Here is a 17,818-nt window from a genome sequence, read left to right as displayed (position 1 = left end):
TTTTACGTTGCTTAAAGCGTTTTAGCTTGTTGAATTATTTGTCGCATAGGTTTAAAAACCGTACGTATTTTTTGACCCTGTTTTACTAATTGGATTCCTTCAATTAAGACCGTATCTGATTTTGAAAAGCCACTTTTAACTAAAAAGAAATGCGGCATTCTGAACTCTGGTAGTAAGCTTTTCATTTTGACAATTCCATCCTTATCCTTTACAAATACATAGTTTTTTTCTTGAATTTCAAACACTGCTTTTTGTGGAATCACCCAATAATTAGTTACCTTTTTAGGCATTTGAATTTTTCCTGAAGAACCATGTTTTAACAATTTCTCAGGATTATCAAATCTGGCTCGAAAAGCAATACTTCCTGTGTTTTTGTCAAACTCTCCTTCTATAGTCTCAACCTTTCCTGCATGGGGATATAACTCTCCATTTGCCAATAATAAGCTTACTGCTGCATTTTGCTTAAATGCCTCGCCCAATTCCGCAAAGGCTAAGTATTCTTTCTCAGATACATTGAAATAGGCAAAAACATTTTTAGTATCAGATAAGGTGGTCAATAAAGTCCCCTCATCTACTAAACTCCCCATTTTGAGAGGTAGTCTGTCGACTACCCCATCAAAAGGAGCACGAATAGAATAATATTCCACTCTCAATTCAGCGGCTTTAACATGTGCTTGCGCCTCCTCTTTTTTCGCCTTTAAGCCTTCAATTTTAGCAAGAGCAATTGCCAACTGAGTCTTAGAAATAACATTTTTCTCCACTAATAAACGAGTATTCTCCAAATTCAACTGTTCGCCTTTTAAATCAGCAATGGTCTGATTTAAAACAGATTTGACACGCATCACCTCCGCCAAATAGGCTGAGTTATTGATAGTAAACAATACCTGTCCTTTTCGAACAGCCTTTCCTTCGTCCACATGTATTTTATCCAAATACCCTTTTACTCGAGCCCGTATTTCTACGTTGTTGATGGCATGAATATCTGCCACAAATTCCTGAGAAAGGGTTGTATCTATTTGAATAGGGACACTCACTTCCAAACTGGAGATTTCTTCATTGGCACTTTCATTTTTTGAGCCGCAGGCTTGCAAAAGGATGAAACCGACACACGCTATTAGCTTAGATGCTTGATTCATTTTACTGTTTTTTTTAAGGCTACAGCCTGGTGTTTATAAGAACTTCGTACTAATCCTTTACTAACAGCTACTTTTTGTTCGATCAATGTCTCTCTTTTTCTGTACTTAGGAGTCTCATGACTAGTTTGCTGAGAATAACCTTTATCGATGACTTGAATAACTTTAGCTTCGGACTTTATATTTTTATTTAGCTGAGCTTTATAATTAGCCGGGACTTGGCTAATCCCTATGTGTGCACAGCCAACACATAGAATTAACACGAAAAATTTCATACGATTCAAATTAATAGATGCGTGGAAGCTAAAAGCCCCACTCACCTGTTACAAGAAATGATTTTGTTTCGTTTTATTTCTAATTGTGCGGATTTAGGCCGACAATTGAGGAGGAGGGTAAATCATGTCCAAGGAGATGTCCTGATATGGATTAGCCTTTAATTGAACGACTAATTCCGATTGATTCACTTGAAATAACTTAATATGGGAGGCAGGCTGGAGAAGAAAAGCAAAACCTTCTTCTTCCATATCTTGAACTTCGTCGGATGATTGACCCGCTGTATTGATGTCAGAGAACTGATCTATCCAAACTTTTGAGGGCTCATGAGTATTTTTTACCGTGCTCAAAATCAGGCTGTCGTTTATCATCAAAACGGCAAGCAAGAAAAAACACCACGTTAATAAATTCCTCATTTAGGCAAATAAAATATCATTAGGTTTAAACAATGTAAACAAGATAAAACCGAAAAACCTCAAAATCGGTTTACAAATACAAAAAATACTATTTATTCCTTAATCTCTTCAAAAGGTACGTAATCACTGTCGTCTACTTTAGTCGACCGAGGCTTAGATTTAGCTTGAGGTGGAACGAAATCTACATCAATGCTTCCTTCCCTTTTAGCCTCTTTTTGTCGATATGCCTGTTCAGATTGCTGTCTATGTACTTGAGTAATGATATAACTCTTAAACAGCAATTTGAACAAGGGCCTAATGACGTAGATAAACAAGAAAATAAGTCCGAGAATCTTTAACATGTTTCTATTTTTTGTCTATTAACGACTTAAATATAAATTTCGTTCCCCATACACCTTTCTGAAAAATTCATCTTTCAAATCATCAATGAAATAAATGGCTTCCCCCGTAGATTTCATCTCGGGACCTAATTCCATGTTGACATTCGGAAATTTATTGAAAGAAAATACAGGAATCTTAATTGCGTATCCTTTCTTAACGGGCTGGAAGTTAAAATCTTTTACTTTTTTATCTCCAAGCATCACCTTCGTCGCATAATTTACATAAGGTTCTTGGTAAGCCTTACAAATGAATGGGACCGTTCTTGAAGCTCTAGGGTTAGCTTCAATGATGTATACCACTTCATTTTTAACAGCAAATTGGATATTCAACAATCCTTTGGTCTTTAAAGCCACCGCAATTTTCTTGGTATGGTCTTCAATTTGCTTGAGCACGTTTTCTGATAAATCAAATGGAGGTAAGACAGAATGTGAGTCTCCCGAGTGAATTCCAGCTGGCTCAATATGCTCCATCACACCAATGATGTACACATCTTCTCCATCACAAATGGCATCTGCCTCCGCTTCAATCGCATTTTCTAAGAAATGATCCAACAAGATTTTATTTCCTGGAATATCGCGTAAAATATCCACTACATGTTGCTCCAATTCTTGCTCGTTAATCACAATCTTCATGGATTGACCTCCCAACACATAGCTTGGACGCACTAATAATGGATAACCTAACTCGCGACCTAAAAGCACGGCATTATCAGCATCTTCACAAACCCCAAATTTAGGATAAGGAATACCTAAATCTTTCAAAAGACTGGAGAAAGCTCCCCGATCCTCCGCCAAATCTAAGGCTTCAAATGAGGTTCCCAAGATTTTAATACCATATTTAGATAATTTTTCCGCTAATTTTAAAGCCGTTTGACCACCCAACTGCACAATCACCCCTTCTGGTTTTTCGTGTTGAATGATGTCATACACGTGCTCCCAGAATACCGGTTCAAAATATAATTTGTCTGCAATATCAAAATCCGTAGAAACTGTTTCTGGATTCGAATTAATCATGATGGTCTCATAACCCGCTTCCTTAGCTGCTAAGACTCCGTGCACACAAGAATAATCAAATTCAATACCTTGACCAATACGGTTAGGACCAGAACCCAAAACCACTACTTTTTTACGGTCAGAAGATTTGGACTCATTATCCATGGAGTCGGTACTTTGACCAAATGTAGAATAATAATAAGGTGTTTTTGCTTCAAATTCTGCCGCACAAGTATCTACACATTTGTATAAACGCTTAATTCCTAAGCTATTACGCTTATCATACACCTCGGATTCTAAACAACGCATCGCATGAGCTATTTGACGATCGGCAAATCCTTTGTGCTTCGCCTCTTCCAATAAATCTGTCGGAATAGTAGCTAAAGTATATCGTTCAATTTCTTTTTCTACACGTACCAAATCTTCAATTTGATTTAAAAACCATTTATCGATTTTCGTCAATTGTTGAATAGTCTTGAAAGAAATACCCATTTTAAAGGCGTCATAAACGTGGAACAAGCGGTTCCAAGAAGGATTAGCCAAAGAATGCATGATGGCATCTTGATCTCTCAATTCTTTTCCGTCAGCACCTAAACCATTTCGTTTGATTTCCAATGATTGACAAGCCTTTTGTAAAGCTTCTTGGAAATTACGACCAATACCCATGGTTTCTCCTACCGACTTCATTTGAAGACCTAATGAACGATCAGCGCCTTTAAATTTATCGAAATTCCAACGAGGAACCTTCACAATCACGTAGTCTAAAGCCGGCTCAAAATAGGCCGAAGTAGTTCCTGTAATGGCATTGGTTAACTCATCTAAGTTATATCCAATCGCCATTTTGGCTGCAATTTTAGCAATCGGGTAACCCGTAGCTTTAGAAGCTAAGGCAGAAGAACGAGAAACACGTGGGTTGATTTCAATTGCAATGATTTCATCTGTTTCAGGATGTAAGGCAAACTGTACATTACAACCACCCGCAAATTTACCAATGGCATTCATCATCATGATGGCCATATCACGCATACGTTGGTATACGGTATCTGGCAAAGTCATGGCGGGAGCTACCGTGATAGAATCTCCTGTATGTATACCCATTGGGTCAAAATTCTCAATGGAGCAAATAATAATAACATTACCTAAATTATCACGCAACAACTCTAATTCAAATTCTTTCCAGCCCATAATGGACTGTTCAATCAATACTTCATGGGTTGGCGAAGCATGCAAACCTTTGTTCAAAGCCGCATCAAAGTCTTTAGGCTCATTCACGAAACCTCCACCCGTTCCACCCAAGGTGAATGAAGGACGAATAACTAAAGGGAAACCTGTTTCTTGAGCAATTTCTTTTCCTTCTAGGAAAGAACGAGCGGTTCTTCCTTTGCACACACCCACCCCCAATTCCAACATTTTCAAACGGAACTTCTCCCGATCTTCTGTCGTCTCAATGGCCTTGATATCAACCCCGATAATTTTTACTCCGTATTTTTCCCAAACTCCTGCTTCATCGCAATCGATAGCCAAGTTCAAAGCTGTTTGTCCCCCCATAGTCGGCAACACAGCATCTACTTTATGCCTCTCCAAAATATGAATGATGGAAGCTCTATCTAATGGCTTCAAATACACATGATCGGCGTTCATAGGGTCCGTCATGATGGTGGCAGGGTTGGAATTGATCAGAATCACTTCGATTCCTTCTTCTCGCAATGAACGAGCTGCTTGAGAACCAGAATAATCAAACTCACAGGCTTGACCAATTACAATAGGACCAGAACCGATAATCAGAACGGAACGGATAGATAAATCTTTTGGCACGGGATTAATTTATTTTGTATCAATAGAAAACAAATTTTTAGACCTTTACACTTAGGCTCAAAAATTGTACAAAGTTAGTAGTTGAAGCCCAAATTGGGAAACGTTATTGAAAATAAAAATCAGGAATTTTAAGCACATAGGCCTTTTCCCTAATTTGATTTCTTTTCGTCCCATTATTTCCCGTAATTTTGATAAAAATAGAAATCCCGTGATCAAAATAATCGTGGCTTGTGATGAAAAAAACGTCATTGGCAAAAACAATCAACTCATTTGGCACCTACCGGCTGACCTAAAGCACTTCAAAAATTTGACCGCCGGGCATTCCATCATCATGGGTAGAAAAACCTTTGATTCCATTGGTAAAGCCTTACCCAACCGAAACAACTTCGTGATCAGTAGGCAAAACCAAATCATTAGTGAAGGAATTATTCTTTGCCATTCCTTAGAGGAAGCCATTTTAAAAGCTAAAAGCTTATCCAGAGATGATATTTTCGTCGTAGGCGGGGCCGAAATTTATAAACAAGCCATGGAGATTGCTGACCAAGTCATTCTCACTCGCTTGCATGATTATTTTGATGGAGATACCTTTTTCCCTGAACTTTCCAGCAAAGATTGGGAAATCATACAGACAGAAAGAGGTATTACCGATGAAAAAAACCCCTACCAATACAGTTTTTTAACTTACCAAAGAATCCAATAACATGGAAAGAAAAGTGGCTTTACTAGAGCAAGCCATCCAACTGGATGCATTTTACCCCTTTTTGCAAGATGATATTGCCGGAGGGATTTGTTTGTTTATCGGTACCATTCGAAATAAAAATCAAAATAAAGACGTGAAATCGCTGGATATGGAAGCCTACCCTCCCATGGCCGTGAAACAAATTAACTTATTAATTGATCAAGCTGGTTCAACATGGCCCATCCAAAAAGTGGTCATGGCACACCGAACTGGCCCTTTACAAATTGGAGATATAGCTGTATTAATAGGCGTGACTTGCGTACACCGGGCAGAAGCGTTTCAGGCCTGCCAGTGGTTGATAGACCGACTAAAAGAAGAAGTTCCTATTTGGAAAAATGAGTTCTATGAAGATGGCTCCTCTTGGCTGGTTCCCCATCCTTGAGCTAACATCAGGTTACAACCCCTTTGTTCCGAATTATCAAAACGGCCTAATACCTTAAATCGAATTCCATCGGCTTCCAAAGAACCTAAATCCTTGGTTTCAATGAAGGCACATGAATCGATATTGGCTAGATCAATAACCTTGATACCTCCCACACGACCAGCTTGAGTCACTTGTCCAAAGGGATCATTGACTTCCCTCAAAAGCACCCGCATGCTGATTCCCGGTGTAAAAATACCCTCTTTATCAGCATAAGCTTGAGAAAATAATTCCGTCATTCCATATTCCGAAGCAATCTGAGGCAAATACATTTTCTCCTGAAGAAAGGCATGGACCTCTTCTCGTAACCACTCTTCCCGCCGCCCTTTCATACCTCCTGTTTCCATGACCATCACTCGACCAAATGCAACGGCATCTTTCCAAAACGTAAAATCCTGACCTGTATCTACCCAATCCAATAAACCAAAAGTGACACCCATCAACCAAATCTTTCGGTCAGTCAGCAGCGCAGCTTTCAAATTATCTACCAAGGCATCGTATTGATTCAAATAAAACCCCGCTAGCTCCGATCCCGACTGCTTGATAAAATAATCCATCATAAAGACCAAAGAAGAGCTGCTTCTTTCGAGATAGGAGGGTAAAAGCGCAAAAATGTGGTAGTCTGTCAATGATCCATAATTTGCCTCAAAAATCCTTTGGGCTTGGACTTGATAAAATCCTGGATCACATACGATATGTTTAGAAGGAATTTGACCAGTAGTTCCGGAACTCTCAAACTGAAATAAAATAGGTGCAAAGCCCGATTGAACTAAGTGATTTTTAAATAACTCAATGGGTAAAAAAGGGATCTCTGAAATTTTCGTAATGCTAGCAGCATCTACCCCCAATAAACCTACATACAAATGATATAATGGATTGTGGACAGATTGATAGTGAAAAATATCCAAAGCGAGGTTGTCAAAATCAGCATGTTGCATCTGATTGACTCGATTCTTCAAACTCAAAGAAAGGCTTTCCCAATCTTCGTTTCCACTCTGCATAGCTTTTTTTGAAATTATGCACAAAATTAATGCAAATCATTAACTTTACGCTTCTAATGACCATTGAATCTTCATGATTAAACTAGGTAGTCTCTTCATCATCACAGCATTGTGCACTTGGGCATTCATTGCCTGTGTTCAAGAACCTGATTATGGTACTACACCCAATATTGAATTTGAGTCGATTAAAAAAATTACCAAGATAAGTAATGATGGTTTTGGAGGAAAAGCCAAAATTGATTCCGTGGTGATGACCATCAAATTCCAAGATGGAGACGGTGATTTAGGAATTACCACCGCAGAAAAAAACTCAGATCCCAAATACAAAGATTACCGAAATTTTGAGGTAGATGTGTTATTGAAGAAAAATGGCAAATTCATTCCCGTAACTTTTAGTCCAAAATTGGGTGGCTTAATGAATTTCCCCTTTAAACCAGATCAAAAACCAGGTCCTATCGAAGGATCCATTTCCTATTCCACCCAGTTTGTGTACGCTTTTTACAAAGGTTATTCACCTCAATTCACCGAAAAAAACGACACACTGGCCTTCCGAATATCTATTAAAGACAAAGCATTTCATCAAAGCAACACGATTGAGACTAGTCCCATCGTGATTTTTCAAGACTAAATACCCATATGATTCTACGTTTTTACCGCATTATCAGCTTCGCTGTTATTTTCCTATTGGCTCATGTGAGCATGGCCCAAAAAAATGTTAGTTTAGAAGATGTTTGGCAAAATTATACTTTTCGGCAAAAAAGCATTCAAAACCTCAATTGGACTAAGGACGGCCAACATTATACCGAGTTAAAAGAGGGCAAAATCATCAAATATTCGGTCATAGATCCTAAAAACTCAGAAGTGCTTTTTGATGAAGATATTCACCAAGTGGTGGGTAAAAAGATAATAGTTGAATCATTTAGTCTTTCATCAGACGAACTAAAAATCTTGATTTCCACCGAGTCAGAACAAATTTATCGCCGAAGTTCTAAGGAAAACAATTTCATTTTTGACCGTCAAAACAAATCCATTACTCCATTATCTAAGGCTGGAAAACAAATGTATGCCAGCTTTTCTCCAGATGGCAAAAAAGTGGCTTTTGTGAGAGATAACAATCTTTTTTTAGTGGATTTGATTTCTGGAAAAGAAAAAGCAATCACCACTTCTGGGAAATTCAATCACCTTATTCATGGCGCTTGCGACTGGGTATATGAAGAGGAATTTTCCTTTGCTAAGGCCTTTCAATGGTCGCCAGATAGTAAAAAAATAGCCTATTATACCTTTGATGAAACCAAGGTTCCTGAATACAACATGCAGGTGTGGGGGGAATTATATCCAAAAGATTACCGTTTTAAATACCCTAAAGCAGGTGAAGCCAATTCCATTGTAAGTCTTAGCGTGTATTCATTAGCTAGCCAAAAAAACATTCCCATTCAGGTAGGTAAAGATAAAGGTCAATACATTCCACGAATGAAATGGACAGCCAGTTCAGATTGGGTTTCTTTCATTCGCTTAAATCGTTTGCAAAATCACATGGAAATCCTTCATGCTTCGGCAAAGGATGGATCATCTAAAATGATTTATGAAGAAAGAAGTTCTACCTCTTTGGAAATTGAATTCATAGGAAATGACATCACCTATTTAGCTGATCAAAAGCGATTTATTTTCTCCTCAGAAAAATCTGGATTTAAGCATTTATATGTCGCTGAAATTGCCACAGGCAAAGTCGATCCTATCTCAAAAGGCAATTGGGATGTGGATGATTTTTATGGTTATGATGAAAAAAGTCAAACACTTTATTTCAATGCCGCTGCTAAATCTGCCATTCAGAGAGAGCTATATAAGATTCAATTGGATGGGTCAAACTTCCAAATGATCTCTCCACATGCTGGTACAAATACGGCTAACTTCAGTCCGGACTATTCATTTTACATGCTGTACTTTAGTTCTGCTAAAGAACCTTTACAAATCAGCTTAAAGAGCAGTCAAGGCACCTTAATTCGTGTGTTGGAAGAGAACAATAAATTAAAACAGCAGCTTCAAGATTATGCCATTTCTACACGGGAATTTTTCCAGATTCCCCTAGCCAATGGAGAAAAGTTGAATGCATATACCATTAAGCCTAAAAACTTTGATCCAAATAAAAAATATCCGGTTTTAATGCATGTCTATGGAGGTCCTGGAAGCCAACAGGTTTTGGACGCTTATCCGGTAAGCAACGATTTTTATTGGTATCAAACCTTATTGGATAAAGGTTACTTAATCTATTGCGTGGATAATCGGGGTACTGGCGCACGTGGGGTAGATTTCAAAAAAATCACTTATCAAAATCTAGGTAAAATTGAGGTGCAAGATCAAATTTACTCGACACAGTATTTGGCTAAATTACCTTATGTAGATGCTTCTCGAATAGGTATTTGGGGATGGAGTTATGGCGGATTTATGTCGTCTAATTGCCTCATGCAAGGTGCAGATGTATTTAAAGCTGCCATTTCCGTGGCACCCGTAACGAATTGGCGTTTTTATGATAGTATTTACACGGAACGCTACCAAAGAACACCTCAAGAAAACGCCAAAGGATATGATGATAATTCTCCAGTGAACCATGTCAATAAATTGAAAGGAAATCTTTTATTGGTACATGGTACAGGCGATGATAATGTGCATTTTCAAAATGCGGTGGCATTACAAGAGGCTTTAATTAAGGCCAATAAGCAATTCCAAAGTTTTTATTATCCTAATAAAAATCACAGTATTACAGGAGGAAATACCCGATATCATTTATACCAAATGATGACCAACTTCCTTTTGAAGAATTTATAATGATTTGAGAATTTGATAGACTTCAGGATTCAGGCGATAGGTAAACATCCGCTGATCTTTTTCGTCGGTATGGACATCTAGAATTTGCTCTTTACCCAGTAATAAGCGAAGTGATTTTGTCAAATTCTCAAACATTTTAGCCCTAAATTGTCGCTGAGATTCCGGTGAACTTTTATGCTTACCAAAGAAGGCAATGATTTGATGTCCTGAAATATATCCAGTAGTATAATTCAAAATTAGGAAATCGAGCAGCATTTTCTCGTTTTCCCCCAACATGATTTTCAATTGTTTTAGCATCCTTTTCTTTTTCCATTTTTGGAACAAAAAGAAGGCAAGAACTAGAAAACCCAAGGAAATCATGACGACAGAACCTTCTAGTATGGGCTTGTACCAAGGTACCTGATTTAGCTTACCTAAATAATCTGATTCACGAAGTAAGTCATTCACCATCATTCGATGATTTTTGACAGTATTGGGAGTAGATTGATTGGATAAATTGGTCCAAATTAACGTATCCCCGTTGACGTGAAAGGCTTTATCAAAATTGCCACTATAAGGTCCTTCAATGACCAATCGATTCTTATTTTTCCAGCGATAAGCTTTGAAATCATCTAATACATCAATAATATACAGTGTATCAAAATTCTTCTCCTGACCTGATTTGTCCAATAGAAAAAAATAGCGACCATTGAATAAATAATACCGGGTTAAATCCTTTTCTAAGAAGGATTTAATTTCTTTTAGTTCAATTTTTCCTCGAACGATAAATTCACTTTTCTCGAAATTATATTCATACATATTCCAGTCTACTATATCTAATCGCTTGGAATCCGTATCATTGATGAGGTGATTCCCCATCGTGATAAACTTATCCTGACTAGGCACATAGGCTGTCAAGCCCATAGTGATAGATGCGGGCACATCTCCTTTGGCTTGAATACTTAACCATTCTTTGCCATCTGCGTTGTATTTGGTTAGGATATTAGTGGATGTCCCAAATCCATAACCTCCAAAAGAGTAAAGAATACCATTTCGATAAAAAGTACTACTTAAGCAATTGGCCCCCCTAAAATAGGTTTGATCAATTCGCCTTAATGTCAATTGCTTTTTATTAATTTGATAAACTTGGTTGGTGCAGGATATTAAAAGATAAGCCCAGTCGGAATTTTCAATTTTAAATTCTTTCACAGCATAATTCGCCGTAATCAAATCTACCTTTTCTACATTTTCGAGTGACAATTCCCCTAAGTTAACCCAAGGAAGTCCATTCTTTGTTCTGGAAAGCTGACCATTCTCAAAATCGATTTTATAAAAATACCCCGTGCTTGGACTAAACCATTCGATCGTATGAGCTAGGACATTTACCTGAATCAACAAGAAAAGAGATAATAAGTAGCTGCTTAGGCGCATGGTTAAATTCAAATGGATAATAAAAATGCAATTTTTTCAAGCAAAATTGTCAAATTATCGGGAATAGATTGAAAAGCTATGCCCAATTTTTCAACAAAATTGGCTAATTTTACGGATTAAAGTTTAATCCACGGGATGGATTAAACCATAAAAATTGCTTATGACCCTACACAGAGAAGGAAAAACAATCTTATTGACAGCCATCGTCATTGTATTAACTATAAATGCACTAGTGGCCTATTTTTTACCTGAACAAGTTTACGTCAGAGAAGCTGTGGTGGTAATTACAGCCATATTTTATTTGCTTTTACTTCAGTTTTTCCGTGTTCCTAAACGTGTAACTCCTATCAACCCACAAGATATCATTGCCCCAGCAGATGGGAAAGTAGTGGTGATTGAAGAAGCAGTAGAGACCGAATATTTCAAAGATAAACGTAGACAGGTTTCTATTTTCATGTCACCTATCAATGTGCATATTAATTTTAACCCTATTTCAGGTATTGTTTCTTATTTCAAATACCACCCTGGAAAATACTTGGTAGCTTGGCATCCAAAATCTAGTACCGAAAATGAGCGTACAACCTATGTAGTTAAGCATGAAAATGGTACTGAAGTTTTATTCCGCCAAATAGCTGGGGCATTAGCCAAACGTATTTGTTGGTATGCCAAAGAAGGAGATGCTGTTGTACAAGGAACAGAATTTGGTTTTATCAAATTTGGCAGTCGTATTGATATTTATCTTCCTTTAGATGCTGAAATCTGCGTTAAATTAGACGACAAGCCTGTGGGGGGAGAAACCGTTATTGCCAGGCTCGCCCAATAACCATTCATCATTTTCAGTTATTTCTATCTAGGAAGAGAACCTCCTTTGGCTTAATTTTATCAAAAATCGACAGCCATGTTTAGAAAATTAACTGATTTTTATCGTACTTGGAGTTACGAATCCCAAAGTACCATCAAGATGTTCCAGGCCATACAAGCTGGCCATTTCCAAGACAAACCCAGCGAAAATTTCAGAAGCATGGCTCGATTGTCGTGGCACATCACTGAATCCATTGCCGAATTATTGCATCATGCTGGATTAAAGGAAGTAAATGGAATTGTGGATGCCAGCCAAGAAAAAAATGACCTTGATAAGCTCATTGCAGAATATCAAAAATCATCTGAATCGTTGATTTTGGCATTAAAAAATCATTGGACAGATGAGATGTTAGGAGAAAAAGTGCCCATGTATGGCGACCATTGGGAAAGAGGTGCCGTTTTAAGTATACTCATCCGTCACCAAACCCATCACAGAGGTCAATTGAGCGTATTGATTCGTCAAGAAGGACTTGCTGTTCCTGGCATGTATGGTCCTTCCAAAGAAGAATGGGTAGCTATGGGTATGAAACCTTTGGAATAAGGCTTACATCCAAGCAGTATAATTTTTTTCAATCAAATCAATGATGGCCTGCAAGCCTTCGCGGTCAGTTTCGCTAAAATCATCCAATTGATCTGAATCTACATCCAAGACCATCACGACTTCTCCTGCGGAATCCATGATTGGCAATACAATTTCCGATTTGGAAGCAGAAGCGCAAGCAATATGACCTGGGAATTCATCTACATTGGGGACAATGATGCTTTGTTGGGTTCGATAAGCATGACCGCAAACACCTTTGTGATAGGGGATTCGAGTACAAGCTACTTGCCCTTGAAAAGGCCCTAGAACCAATTGATCTTGTTTGTTTAGATAAAAACCCACCCAAAAAAAACCAAAATACTCATGGATCGCTGCAGCTATATTGGCTAAATTGGCATATAAATCAGTCTCTCCATGAATGAGCGCCTCCACTTGAGGAATTAGAGCCTGATATTTATCTGCTCTACTGCCTTCCACAATCTGTAAATCTTCTGCCATATGACTAAACGGATGCAGCTACAAAATACTTTTTAAGCCAAGAATCATTTGCCTGAGCTGGCCAATGGGCTCTATAATCAGCTAAATCCTTCACTTGAGGAATGGCTATGAAAGATTCAGTAGTAATTAATCCCTGAGCTACAGCTTGTTTTACTTCTAAAAGAGGGAATAATTGTAAGGCCTCTTCTTGAACTAAAGCAACAGAACGATCAAAAAAATCAATTCCTAACTGAAATGCCAAGTCTTTAAACCAGCCGGTTGAGGCATCAATAGAACAGCCCGATGCCGCATGGTGATGTTCATCAACGGCAATAACAATAATCTGATTATATCGAATTTGGAATGAACCTGCCAAGGGCGCTCCATGGGCATTCCAATCTTGAACGGCTTGTTTCAAATAGGACTGAACAAACCTATTTTCTTGTTCAGTAAATGCTCTATTGGCTTGGTAAATCCAAACTCGAGCATGGGCAGGTAATTGTTGAAATTCTACGTACATATGTTTACATCATGGTTTGCTGAACCAATTCAGCCAAATCTACTACTTGTATTTCTTTGTCTTTTCCGTGTTTATTTAATCCATCTTGAATCATGACCATACAAAAAGGGCAAGCTAACGCGACCTTTTGAACACCCGAGTCGATGATTTCTTGGGAACGTTTCGTTTGAATGTCAATACTCCCTTCTTCGGGCTCTTTAAACACCTGAGCACCTCCAGCTCCACAACACAAACCTTTAGTTCTACAACTTTTCAGTTCTTTTAGTTCCTTTTTCAGTCCTTGAATAATATCCCGAGGTGCTTCATATATCCCATTCCCTCTTCCCAGATAGCATGAATCATGGAAAGCAACGGCTTCTTTTTCCTCCTCTTTTAATTGAATTTTACCGGCTGCTAATAAATCAGCTAGTAATTGACTATGATGAATAACCTCATAATTTCCTCCTAATTCTGGATATTCATTTTTCAATGTATTGAAGCAATGGGGACAAGCTGTCACTATTTTCTTCACACCATACATATTCAACACCTCAATATTGGACATGGCCTGCATTTGGAATAAAAACTCATTCCCACTTCTGCGGGCAGGATCTCCCGTACAGGATTCCTCTGTTCCGAGTACAGCAAATGAAATTTCTAAGCTTTGTAAAATTTCACAAAATGCCCTAGTTACTTTCTTATGACGATCATCAAATGAACCAGCACATCCTACCCAAAACAAAAACTCGGGGCTTTCTCCTTTGGCGGCCCATTCGGCCATCGTACTAATCTTCAGTTCCATGCTATTCTTTTTTCGACTTATTTTGTTGACGCATTTGTTCTACCGTTAATCTAGAACCATCCGGGCTCCAGCCAGGAGGGCCTATGACATAATTCCAAGCTGTTTTTAGGCTTTGGGAATGAATGATATCTTTGGCAATTTGTACCCATTCAAAAAAGGCAATTTTGGCTGGATTATAACTTTCTATTTGCTTAGTCAAACCATAATGAGGCCTTTGATTTTCTGGTTGAAATGACCCAAACATCCGATCCCAGATGATCAATATCCCCGCATAATTCGTATCTAAATAGTCCAAATCTGTCCCATGATGTACACGGTGGTGCGAGGGTGTATTGAAAATAAATTCAAACCAATTTGGCATTTTTTTAATCAATTCCGTATGAATCCAATATTGATACAAAAGGCTAATTTGTTGAAAAAAGAATACGATAAATGGATGTACACCTAGTAATAATATCCATACGTAAAATAAAAATGCACCGGATAAATTCCCTGTCCAAGTTTGTCGTAAAGCTGCGGCTAAATTGTATTTAGGGGAGGAATGATGCACCATGTGGGAAGCCCAAAAATAACGCACTTCATGGGATATCCGATGAAACCAATAATAGGTAAAATCATCCGCAAAAAAGGCAAAAAACCATATCCACCACCAGTGTATAGAAAGATCAAATAGTCTCCAGTGATCATAGACATAAAAATAGCAGACATAGATTACCGACTTGGTCAATAAACCGATGAATAGATTTCCCAGACCCAAACCGATGGAAGTCAAGGAATCTTTTGTCTCCACAAAATCACGATGTTGTTTGAAAACTACATACGATTCCAAGATGACTGTAATCAAAAAGAAAGGAACCGCATAAAGAATTAAATTCGGTGTCATAATTTATTGAAGATGAACTATTTCTTTCAAAAATTGAATACTAGCCCTCAAAGGTAAATCTGTTCTTTTAGCTAAAATATCCGAGGTAATGACATGATTTTCTGCTAAAGGAAAGACCATTTCTTTTTTCTGAGCTGGGTTAGCCCCTAGGTAAGGAAACATATGTTGCATGGCTTTTACGGATACCACAGGGTCTTGATGCGCCTCGTCTTTGTAATAATAGCCCATAAAAACGGGACATTTCACTTGTTCAAAAACTTCGTCGGTCATTTGATTTGTTAAAAAATTCTGCAATTCCACCGCTCCTTCTAAGCGATAGTGCAAGTTCCAATATTGGTCATGTGCAGAATTTTGAGCAGGAATATCTCTAAAATCGCTGCCAACTACCTTCTTGGCTAATTGAAGGCCCCAAGGATTATCCATTAAAACAGCTGCTGGATCAGCAATAGCGATACATGGACTATACAAAAGTAAGGCTTTGATTTCTGGATGACGGGATGCTAAAGATAAGGACAATGCTCCCCCAAATGAGGTGGCTAACACAATGACATTATCTCCCATTTTTTTTGCCATGGCCAATTGATTCTCTACACTTTCATAATAATCATCTGCAGTAACACGTTGCAATACGCTATCTGAAGTGACAAAACCATGTCCTGCCACACGGGTCAAGAGCAAATTAGCCCCAAACATTTTAGCGATTTGTCGATGCACAGGATTTCCCTCCATGTGAGATGCCGAGAAACCATGCACATACATGAAAACCCATCGAGTCTTTTGAGGATTTAAAGAGTCAGCCCAAACAATTTTTGCTTCATTATTGGCTTTAATTTGAGTAAACACCACCTCTTTATCTTCTAAATATTGAGATAAGGCTGGGAGTGAATCGGGAATATTTTTCCACGTAACTCCGCGGTTTAGTTGAGGTGCCTGAGGACTTGGTCCTAAAGTAAAAAACAAGATTAGTCCCAAGATGATGGGTATAAAAACTTTTTTCATGTGCTTATGATTTGGCCCAGTTCAAACGATCGGATGGATTAAATTTCCAAGGGGCTTGATTCGTTTCTATATTCGAAAACATACTATTCCAAGCGACTGGGGCATCAGATTGCTCCATGATTTGGTAGCGGCGTAATGCCAAGATAATATTCAATGGAGATAGTTCCATGGGACAAGCTTCTACGCAAGCTTGACAGGTAGTACATGCTCTCAATTCTTCAGCTGAAATATAGTCGCCTAATAGCGATTTTCCGTCCTCTGCCCATTGGCCTTTATTTTTTGCCAAAATTCCTCCTACTTCTTCTAAACGATCTCGGGTATCCATCATAATCTTTCTAGGAGACAATGCCCTGCCTGTCTGATTAGCAGGACACTGCTCAGTACAACGGCCACATTCGGTACAAGAATAAGCGTCTAGCGCATTTTTCCACGTTAAGTCCATCACATCTTTCGCCCCAAAACGCAATTGATCAGGTGTTGTGGCATTGGCTTCCACGGGTTGACCTAACATCAATTTTACTTCATGAGTGACGGAGGGCATATTACCCATTTTACTTGAGGGTTCTAGGCTAGAAAAATAAGCTGCAGGAAAGGCGAAGAAAATATGTAAATGTTTGGAGTAAGTGACATAAAGGGCAAATCCCAAAATTCCTAGGATGTGAAACCACCAAGCTACTCGTTCTAAAATCAATAATACAGGAGTAGTCAAATTAGATAAAATAGGCATCAAATGCTGAGAAACTAAAAATGCTCCTATGGGTTCAAAATGTTCCACTTGCCTTACTTGCAGAATGGCGTCACTGGCATTCATGGTCCAAAGAGCCAGCATTAAGATACATTCAATAGCCAAAATGGTATAAGCATCTTGTATAGGAAAACCTTTCAACTCCCGATGCGATTCGGATTGAAGTCGCTGAACCTGGCCAACTCCTCTACGTAGAAAAAACGCCACACAAGCCACAAAGACTCCTAATGAAAGAAGTTCGAAAAAGTTGAGCAAAAATGGGTAAAAACTTCCCAAAAAAGGAGCAAAAATCCGGTGGGTCCCCAAGATTCCATCGATGACAATTTCCAAAATCTCGATATTAATCAAAATGAAGCCTATGTAAATCAAAAAATGAAATATCCCGACTAGCGGTTTTTGGAACATTTTTTTCTGGCCAAAAGCTAATAGGATTACCCGTTTCCAGCGTTCACTGGGATGGTCGTTCAATTCAATGGCTTTGGCTAATTGAATACTGGCTATGATAAACTTAAATCGTTGCGTTACCAAATAACCTAGTCCGGCTAGTACTAAAATAAAAAGTACTTGGAGAAAAATATGCATGATTGATGAGTGTTTTGCTGAATCT

Annotated in this window: 19 protein-coding genes; 6 read left to right on the top strand and 13 right to left on the bottom strand. The window is 38.3% G+C overall.

Annotation, left to right across the window (positions count from 1 at the left end):
• Window positions 1-11: 11 nt before the first annotated feature.
• From EWU23_RS06690 to carB, 5 genes are all read right to left on the bottom strand, one after another.
• Window positions 12-1,136, bottom strand: coding sequence for an efflux RND transporter periplasmic adaptor subunit (locus EWU23_RS06690; RefSeq protein ID WP_166230087.1), 1,125 nt, complete (start codon window positions 1,134-1,136; stop codon window positions 12-14).
• A complete protein-coding gene (locus tag EWU23_RS06685; RefSeq protein WP_166230084.1) occupies window positions 1,133-1,408 on the bottom strand; it encodes a hypothetical protein in 276 nt (91 codons plus the stop codon). The genes EWU23_RS06690 and EWU23_RS06685 overlap by 4 nt, the downstream gene beginning before the upstream one ends.
• Before the next feature lie 93 nt (window positions 1,409-1,501).
• Window positions 1,502-1,777: a hypothetical protein gene (locus tag EWU23_RS06680; protein ID WP_205753104.1), complete on the bottom strand. Its 276-nt coding sequence runs from the start codon at window positions 1,775-1,777 to the stop codon at window positions 1,502-1,504.
• A gap of 137 nt (window positions 1,778-1,914) precedes the next feature.
• Window positions 1,915-2,163 carry a DUF4834 family protein gene (locus EWU23_RS06675; protein ID WP_166230080.1) on the bottom strand — a complete coding sequence of 83 codons (249 nt, stop codon included), beginning with the start codon at window positions 2,161-2,163 and terminating at the stop codon, window positions 1,915-1,917.
• An 18-nt stretch (window positions 2,164-2,181) separates the two neighbouring features.
• Entirely contained in the window at window positions 2,182-5,010 is a 2,829-nt protein-coding gene (gene carB / locus EWU23_RS06670; RefSeq protein WP_166230078.1) for a carbamoyl-phosphate synthase large subunit, read from the bottom strand.
• 208 nt (window positions 5,011-5,218) lie between these two features.
• On the opposite strand from carB, the gene EWU23_RS06665 reads away from it, so the two are divergent.
• Both EWU23_RS06665 and EWU23_RS06660 read left to right on the top strand, forming a co-directional pair.
• Window positions 5,219-5,710, top strand: coding sequence for a dihydrofolate reductase (locus tag EWU23_RS06665; protein ID WP_166230076.1), 492 nt, complete (start codon window positions 5,219-5,221; stop codon window positions 5,708-5,710).
• A gap of 1 nt (window position 5,711) precedes the next feature.
• On the top strand, window positions 5,712-6,131 hold the full coding sequence (locus EWU23_RS06660) for a molybdenum cofactor biosynthesis protein MoaE (protein ID WP_166230074.1): 420 nt from the start codon (window positions 5,712-5,714) through the stop codon (window positions 6,129-6,131).
• Here the strand turns inward: EWU23_RS06660 and EWU23_RS06655 are convergent.
• Window positions 6,092-7,171 (bottom strand): long-chain-fatty-acid--protein ligase, encoded by a 1,080-nt coding sequence (locus EWU23_RS06655; RefSeq protein ID WP_166230072.1) that lies wholly within the window; start codon window positions 7,169-7,171, stop codon window positions 6,092-6,094. The two genes, EWU23_RS06660 and EWU23_RS06655, sit on opposite strands and share 40 nt — an antisense overlap.
• 73 nt (window positions 7,172-7,244) lie before the next feature.
• On the opposite strand from EWU23_RS06655, the gene EWU23_RS06650 reads away from it, so the two are divergent.
• Both EWU23_RS06650 and EWU23_RS06645 read left to right on the top strand, forming a co-directional pair.
• The gene (locus tag EWU23_RS06650) at window positions 7,245-7,799 is read left to right on the top strand and encodes a hypothetical protein (protein WP_166230070.1); all 555 of its coding nucleotides are present in this window, start codon (window positions 7,245-7,247) and stop codon (window positions 7,797-7,799) included.
• Between the two features lie 8 nt (window positions 7,800-7,807).
• Window positions 7,808-9,994, top strand: a complete 2,187-nt coding sequence (locus EWU23_RS06645; RefSeq protein ID WP_166230068.1) for a S9 family peptidase — start codon at window positions 7,808-7,810, stop codon at window positions 9,992-9,994.
• On the opposite strand, the gene EWU23_RS06640 is transcribed toward EWU23_RS06645, so the two are convergent.
• Window positions 9,989-11,404, bottom strand: a complete 1,416-nt coding sequence (locus EWU23_RS06640) for a hypothetical protein (protein WP_166230066.1) — start codon at window positions 11,402-11,404, stop codon at window positions 9,989-9,991. The genes EWU23_RS06645 and EWU23_RS06640 overlap by 6 nt on opposite strands.
• Before the next feature lie 160 nt (window positions 11,405-11,564).
• Here EWU23_RS06640 and EWU23_RS06635 point away from each other — a divergent pair, with 160 nt between their 5' ends.
• Together EWU23_RS06635 and EWU23_RS06630 are read left to right on the top strand one after the other, a co-directional pair.
• Entirely contained in the window at window positions 11,565-12,227 is a 663-nt protein-coding gene (locus tag EWU23_RS06635) for a phosphatidylserine decarboxylase family protein (protein WP_166230064.1), read from the top strand.
• A 75-nt stretch (window positions 12,228-12,302) separates the two neighbouring features.
• Window positions 12,303-12,806: a DinB family protein gene (locus EWU23_RS06630; RefSeq protein WP_166230062.1), complete on the top strand. Its 504-nt coding sequence runs from the start codon at window positions 12,303-12,305 to the stop codon at window positions 12,804-12,806.
• A 3-nt stretch (window positions 12,807-12,809) separates the two neighbouring features.
• On the opposite strand, the gene EWU23_RS06625 is transcribed toward EWU23_RS06630, so the two are convergent.
• The 6 genes from EWU23_RS06625 to EWU23_RS06600 are packed head-to-tail and all read right to left on the bottom strand — an operon-like array spanning window position 12,810 to window position 17,793.
• On the bottom strand, window positions 12,810-13,304 hold the full coding sequence (locus tag EWU23_RS06625; protein WP_166230060.1) for a GAF domain-containing protein: 495 nt from the start codon (window positions 13,302-13,304) through the stop codon (window positions 12,810-12,812).
• 4 nt (window positions 13,305-13,308) lie between these two features.
• On the bottom strand, window positions 13,309-13,803 hold the full coding sequence (locus tag EWU23_RS06620) for a hypothetical protein (protein WP_166230058.1): 495 nt from the start codon (window positions 13,801-13,803) through the stop codon (window positions 13,309-13,311).
• A 4-nt stretch (window positions 13,804-13,807) separates the two neighbouring features.
• Window positions 13,808-14,584, bottom strand: a complete 777-nt coding sequence (locus EWU23_RS06615) for a (Fe-S)-binding protein (RefSeq protein ID WP_166230056.1) — start codon at window positions 14,582-14,584, stop codon at window positions 13,808-13,810.
• 1 nt (window position 14,585) lies between these two features.
• Window positions 14,586-15,467 (bottom strand): sterol desaturase family protein, encoded by an 882-nt coding sequence (locus tag EWU23_RS06610; RefSeq protein ID WP_166230054.1) that lies wholly within the window; start codon window positions 15,465-15,467, stop codon window positions 14,586-14,588.
• A 3-nt stretch (window positions 15,468-15,470) separates the two neighbouring features.
• Window positions 15,471-16,466, bottom strand: coding sequence for an alpha/beta hydrolase (locus EWU23_RS06605; RefSeq protein ID WP_166230053.1), 996 nt, complete (start codon window positions 16,464-16,466; stop codon window positions 15,471-15,473).
• Window positions 16,467-16,470: 4 nt separating this feature from the next.
• Entirely contained in the window at window positions 16,471-17,793 is a 1,323-nt protein-coding gene (locus EWU23_RS06600; RefSeq protein ID WP_166230051.1) for a (Fe-S)-binding protein, read from the bottom strand.
• Between the last annotated feature and the right edge of the window lie 25 nt (window positions 17,794-17,818).

It is taken from the genome of Aquirufa beregesia, assembly GCF_011090385.1.
Lineage (GTDB): Bacteria > Bacteroidota > Bacteroidia > Cytophagales > Spirosomataceae > Aquirufa > Aquirufa beregesia.
The sequence above is the reverse complement of the archived record's forward strand: the minus strand, read 5'-3'. Positions and strand labels throughout refer to the sequence as shown.

Bases quoted from the DNA above. Each gene is read 5' to 3' on its own strand.
- EWU23_RS06630 (WP_166230062.1), top strand. From the start codon at position 12,303: ATGTTTAGAAAATTAACTGATTTTTATCGTACTTGGAGTTACGAATCC.
- EWU23_RS06610 (WP_166230054.1), bottom strand. From the start codon at position 15,467: ATGACACCGAATTTAATTCTTTATGCGGTTCCTTTCTTTTTGATTACA.
- EWU23_RS06680 (WP_205753104.1), bottom strand. From the start codon at position 1,777: ATGATAAACGACAGCCTGATTTTGAGCACGGTAAAAAATACTCATGAG.
- EWU23_RS06690 (WP_166230087.1), bottom strand. From the start codon at position 1,136: ATGAATCAAGCATCTAAGCTAATAGCGTGTGTCGGTTTCATCCTTTTG.
- EWU23_RS06640 (WP_166230066.1), bottom strand. From the start codon at position 11,404: ATGCGCCTAAGCAGCTACTTATTATCTCTTTTCTTGTTGATTCAGGTA.
- EWU23_RS06645 (WP_166230068.1), top strand. From the start codon at position 7,808: ATGATTCTACGTTTTTACCGCATTATCAGCTTCGCTGTTATTTTCCTA.
- EWU23_RS06615 (WP_166230056.1), bottom strand. From the start codon at position 14,584: ATGGAACTGAAGATTAGTACGATGGCCGAATGGGCCGCCAAAGGAGAA.
- EWU23_RS06685 (WP_166230084.1), bottom strand. From the start codon at position 1,408: ATGAAATTTTTCGTGTTAATTCTATGTGTTGGCTGTGCACACATAGGG.
- EWU23_RS06600 (WP_166230051.1), bottom strand. From the start codon at position 17,793: ATGCATATTTTTCTCCAAGTACTTTTTATTTTAGTACTAGCCGGACTA.
- EWU23_RS06625 (WP_166230060.1), bottom strand. From the start codon at position 13,304: ATGGCAGAAGATTTACAGATTGTGGAAGGCAGTAGAGCAGATAAATAT.
- EWU23_RS06635 (WP_166230064.1), top strand. From the start codon at position 11,565: ATGACCCTACACAGAGAAGGAAAAACAATCTTATTGACAGCCATCGTC.
- EWU23_RS06605 (WP_166230053.1), bottom strand. From the start codon at position 16,466: ATGAAAAAAGTTTTTATACCCATCATCTTGGGACTAATCTTGTTTTTT.
- EWU23_RS06660 (WP_166230074.1), top strand. From the start codon at position 5,712: ATGGAAAGAAAAGTGGCTTTACTAGAGCAAGCCATCCAACTGGATGCA.
- EWU23_RS06620 (WP_166230058.1), bottom strand. From the start codon at position 13,803: ATGTACGTAGAATTTCAACAATTACCTGCCCATGCTCGAGTTTGGATT.
- EWU23_RS06675 (WP_166230080.1), bottom strand. From the start codon at position 2,163: ATGTTAAAGATTCTCGGACTTATTTTCTTGTTTATCTACGTCATTAGG.
- EWU23_RS06650 (WP_166230070.1), top strand. From the start codon at position 7,245: ATGATTAAACTAGGTAGTCTCTTCATCATCACAGCATTGTGCACTTGG.
- EWU23_RS06655 (WP_166230072.1), bottom strand. From the start codon at position 7,171: ATGCAGAGTGGAAACGAAGATTGGGAAAGCCTTTCTTTGAGTTTGAAG.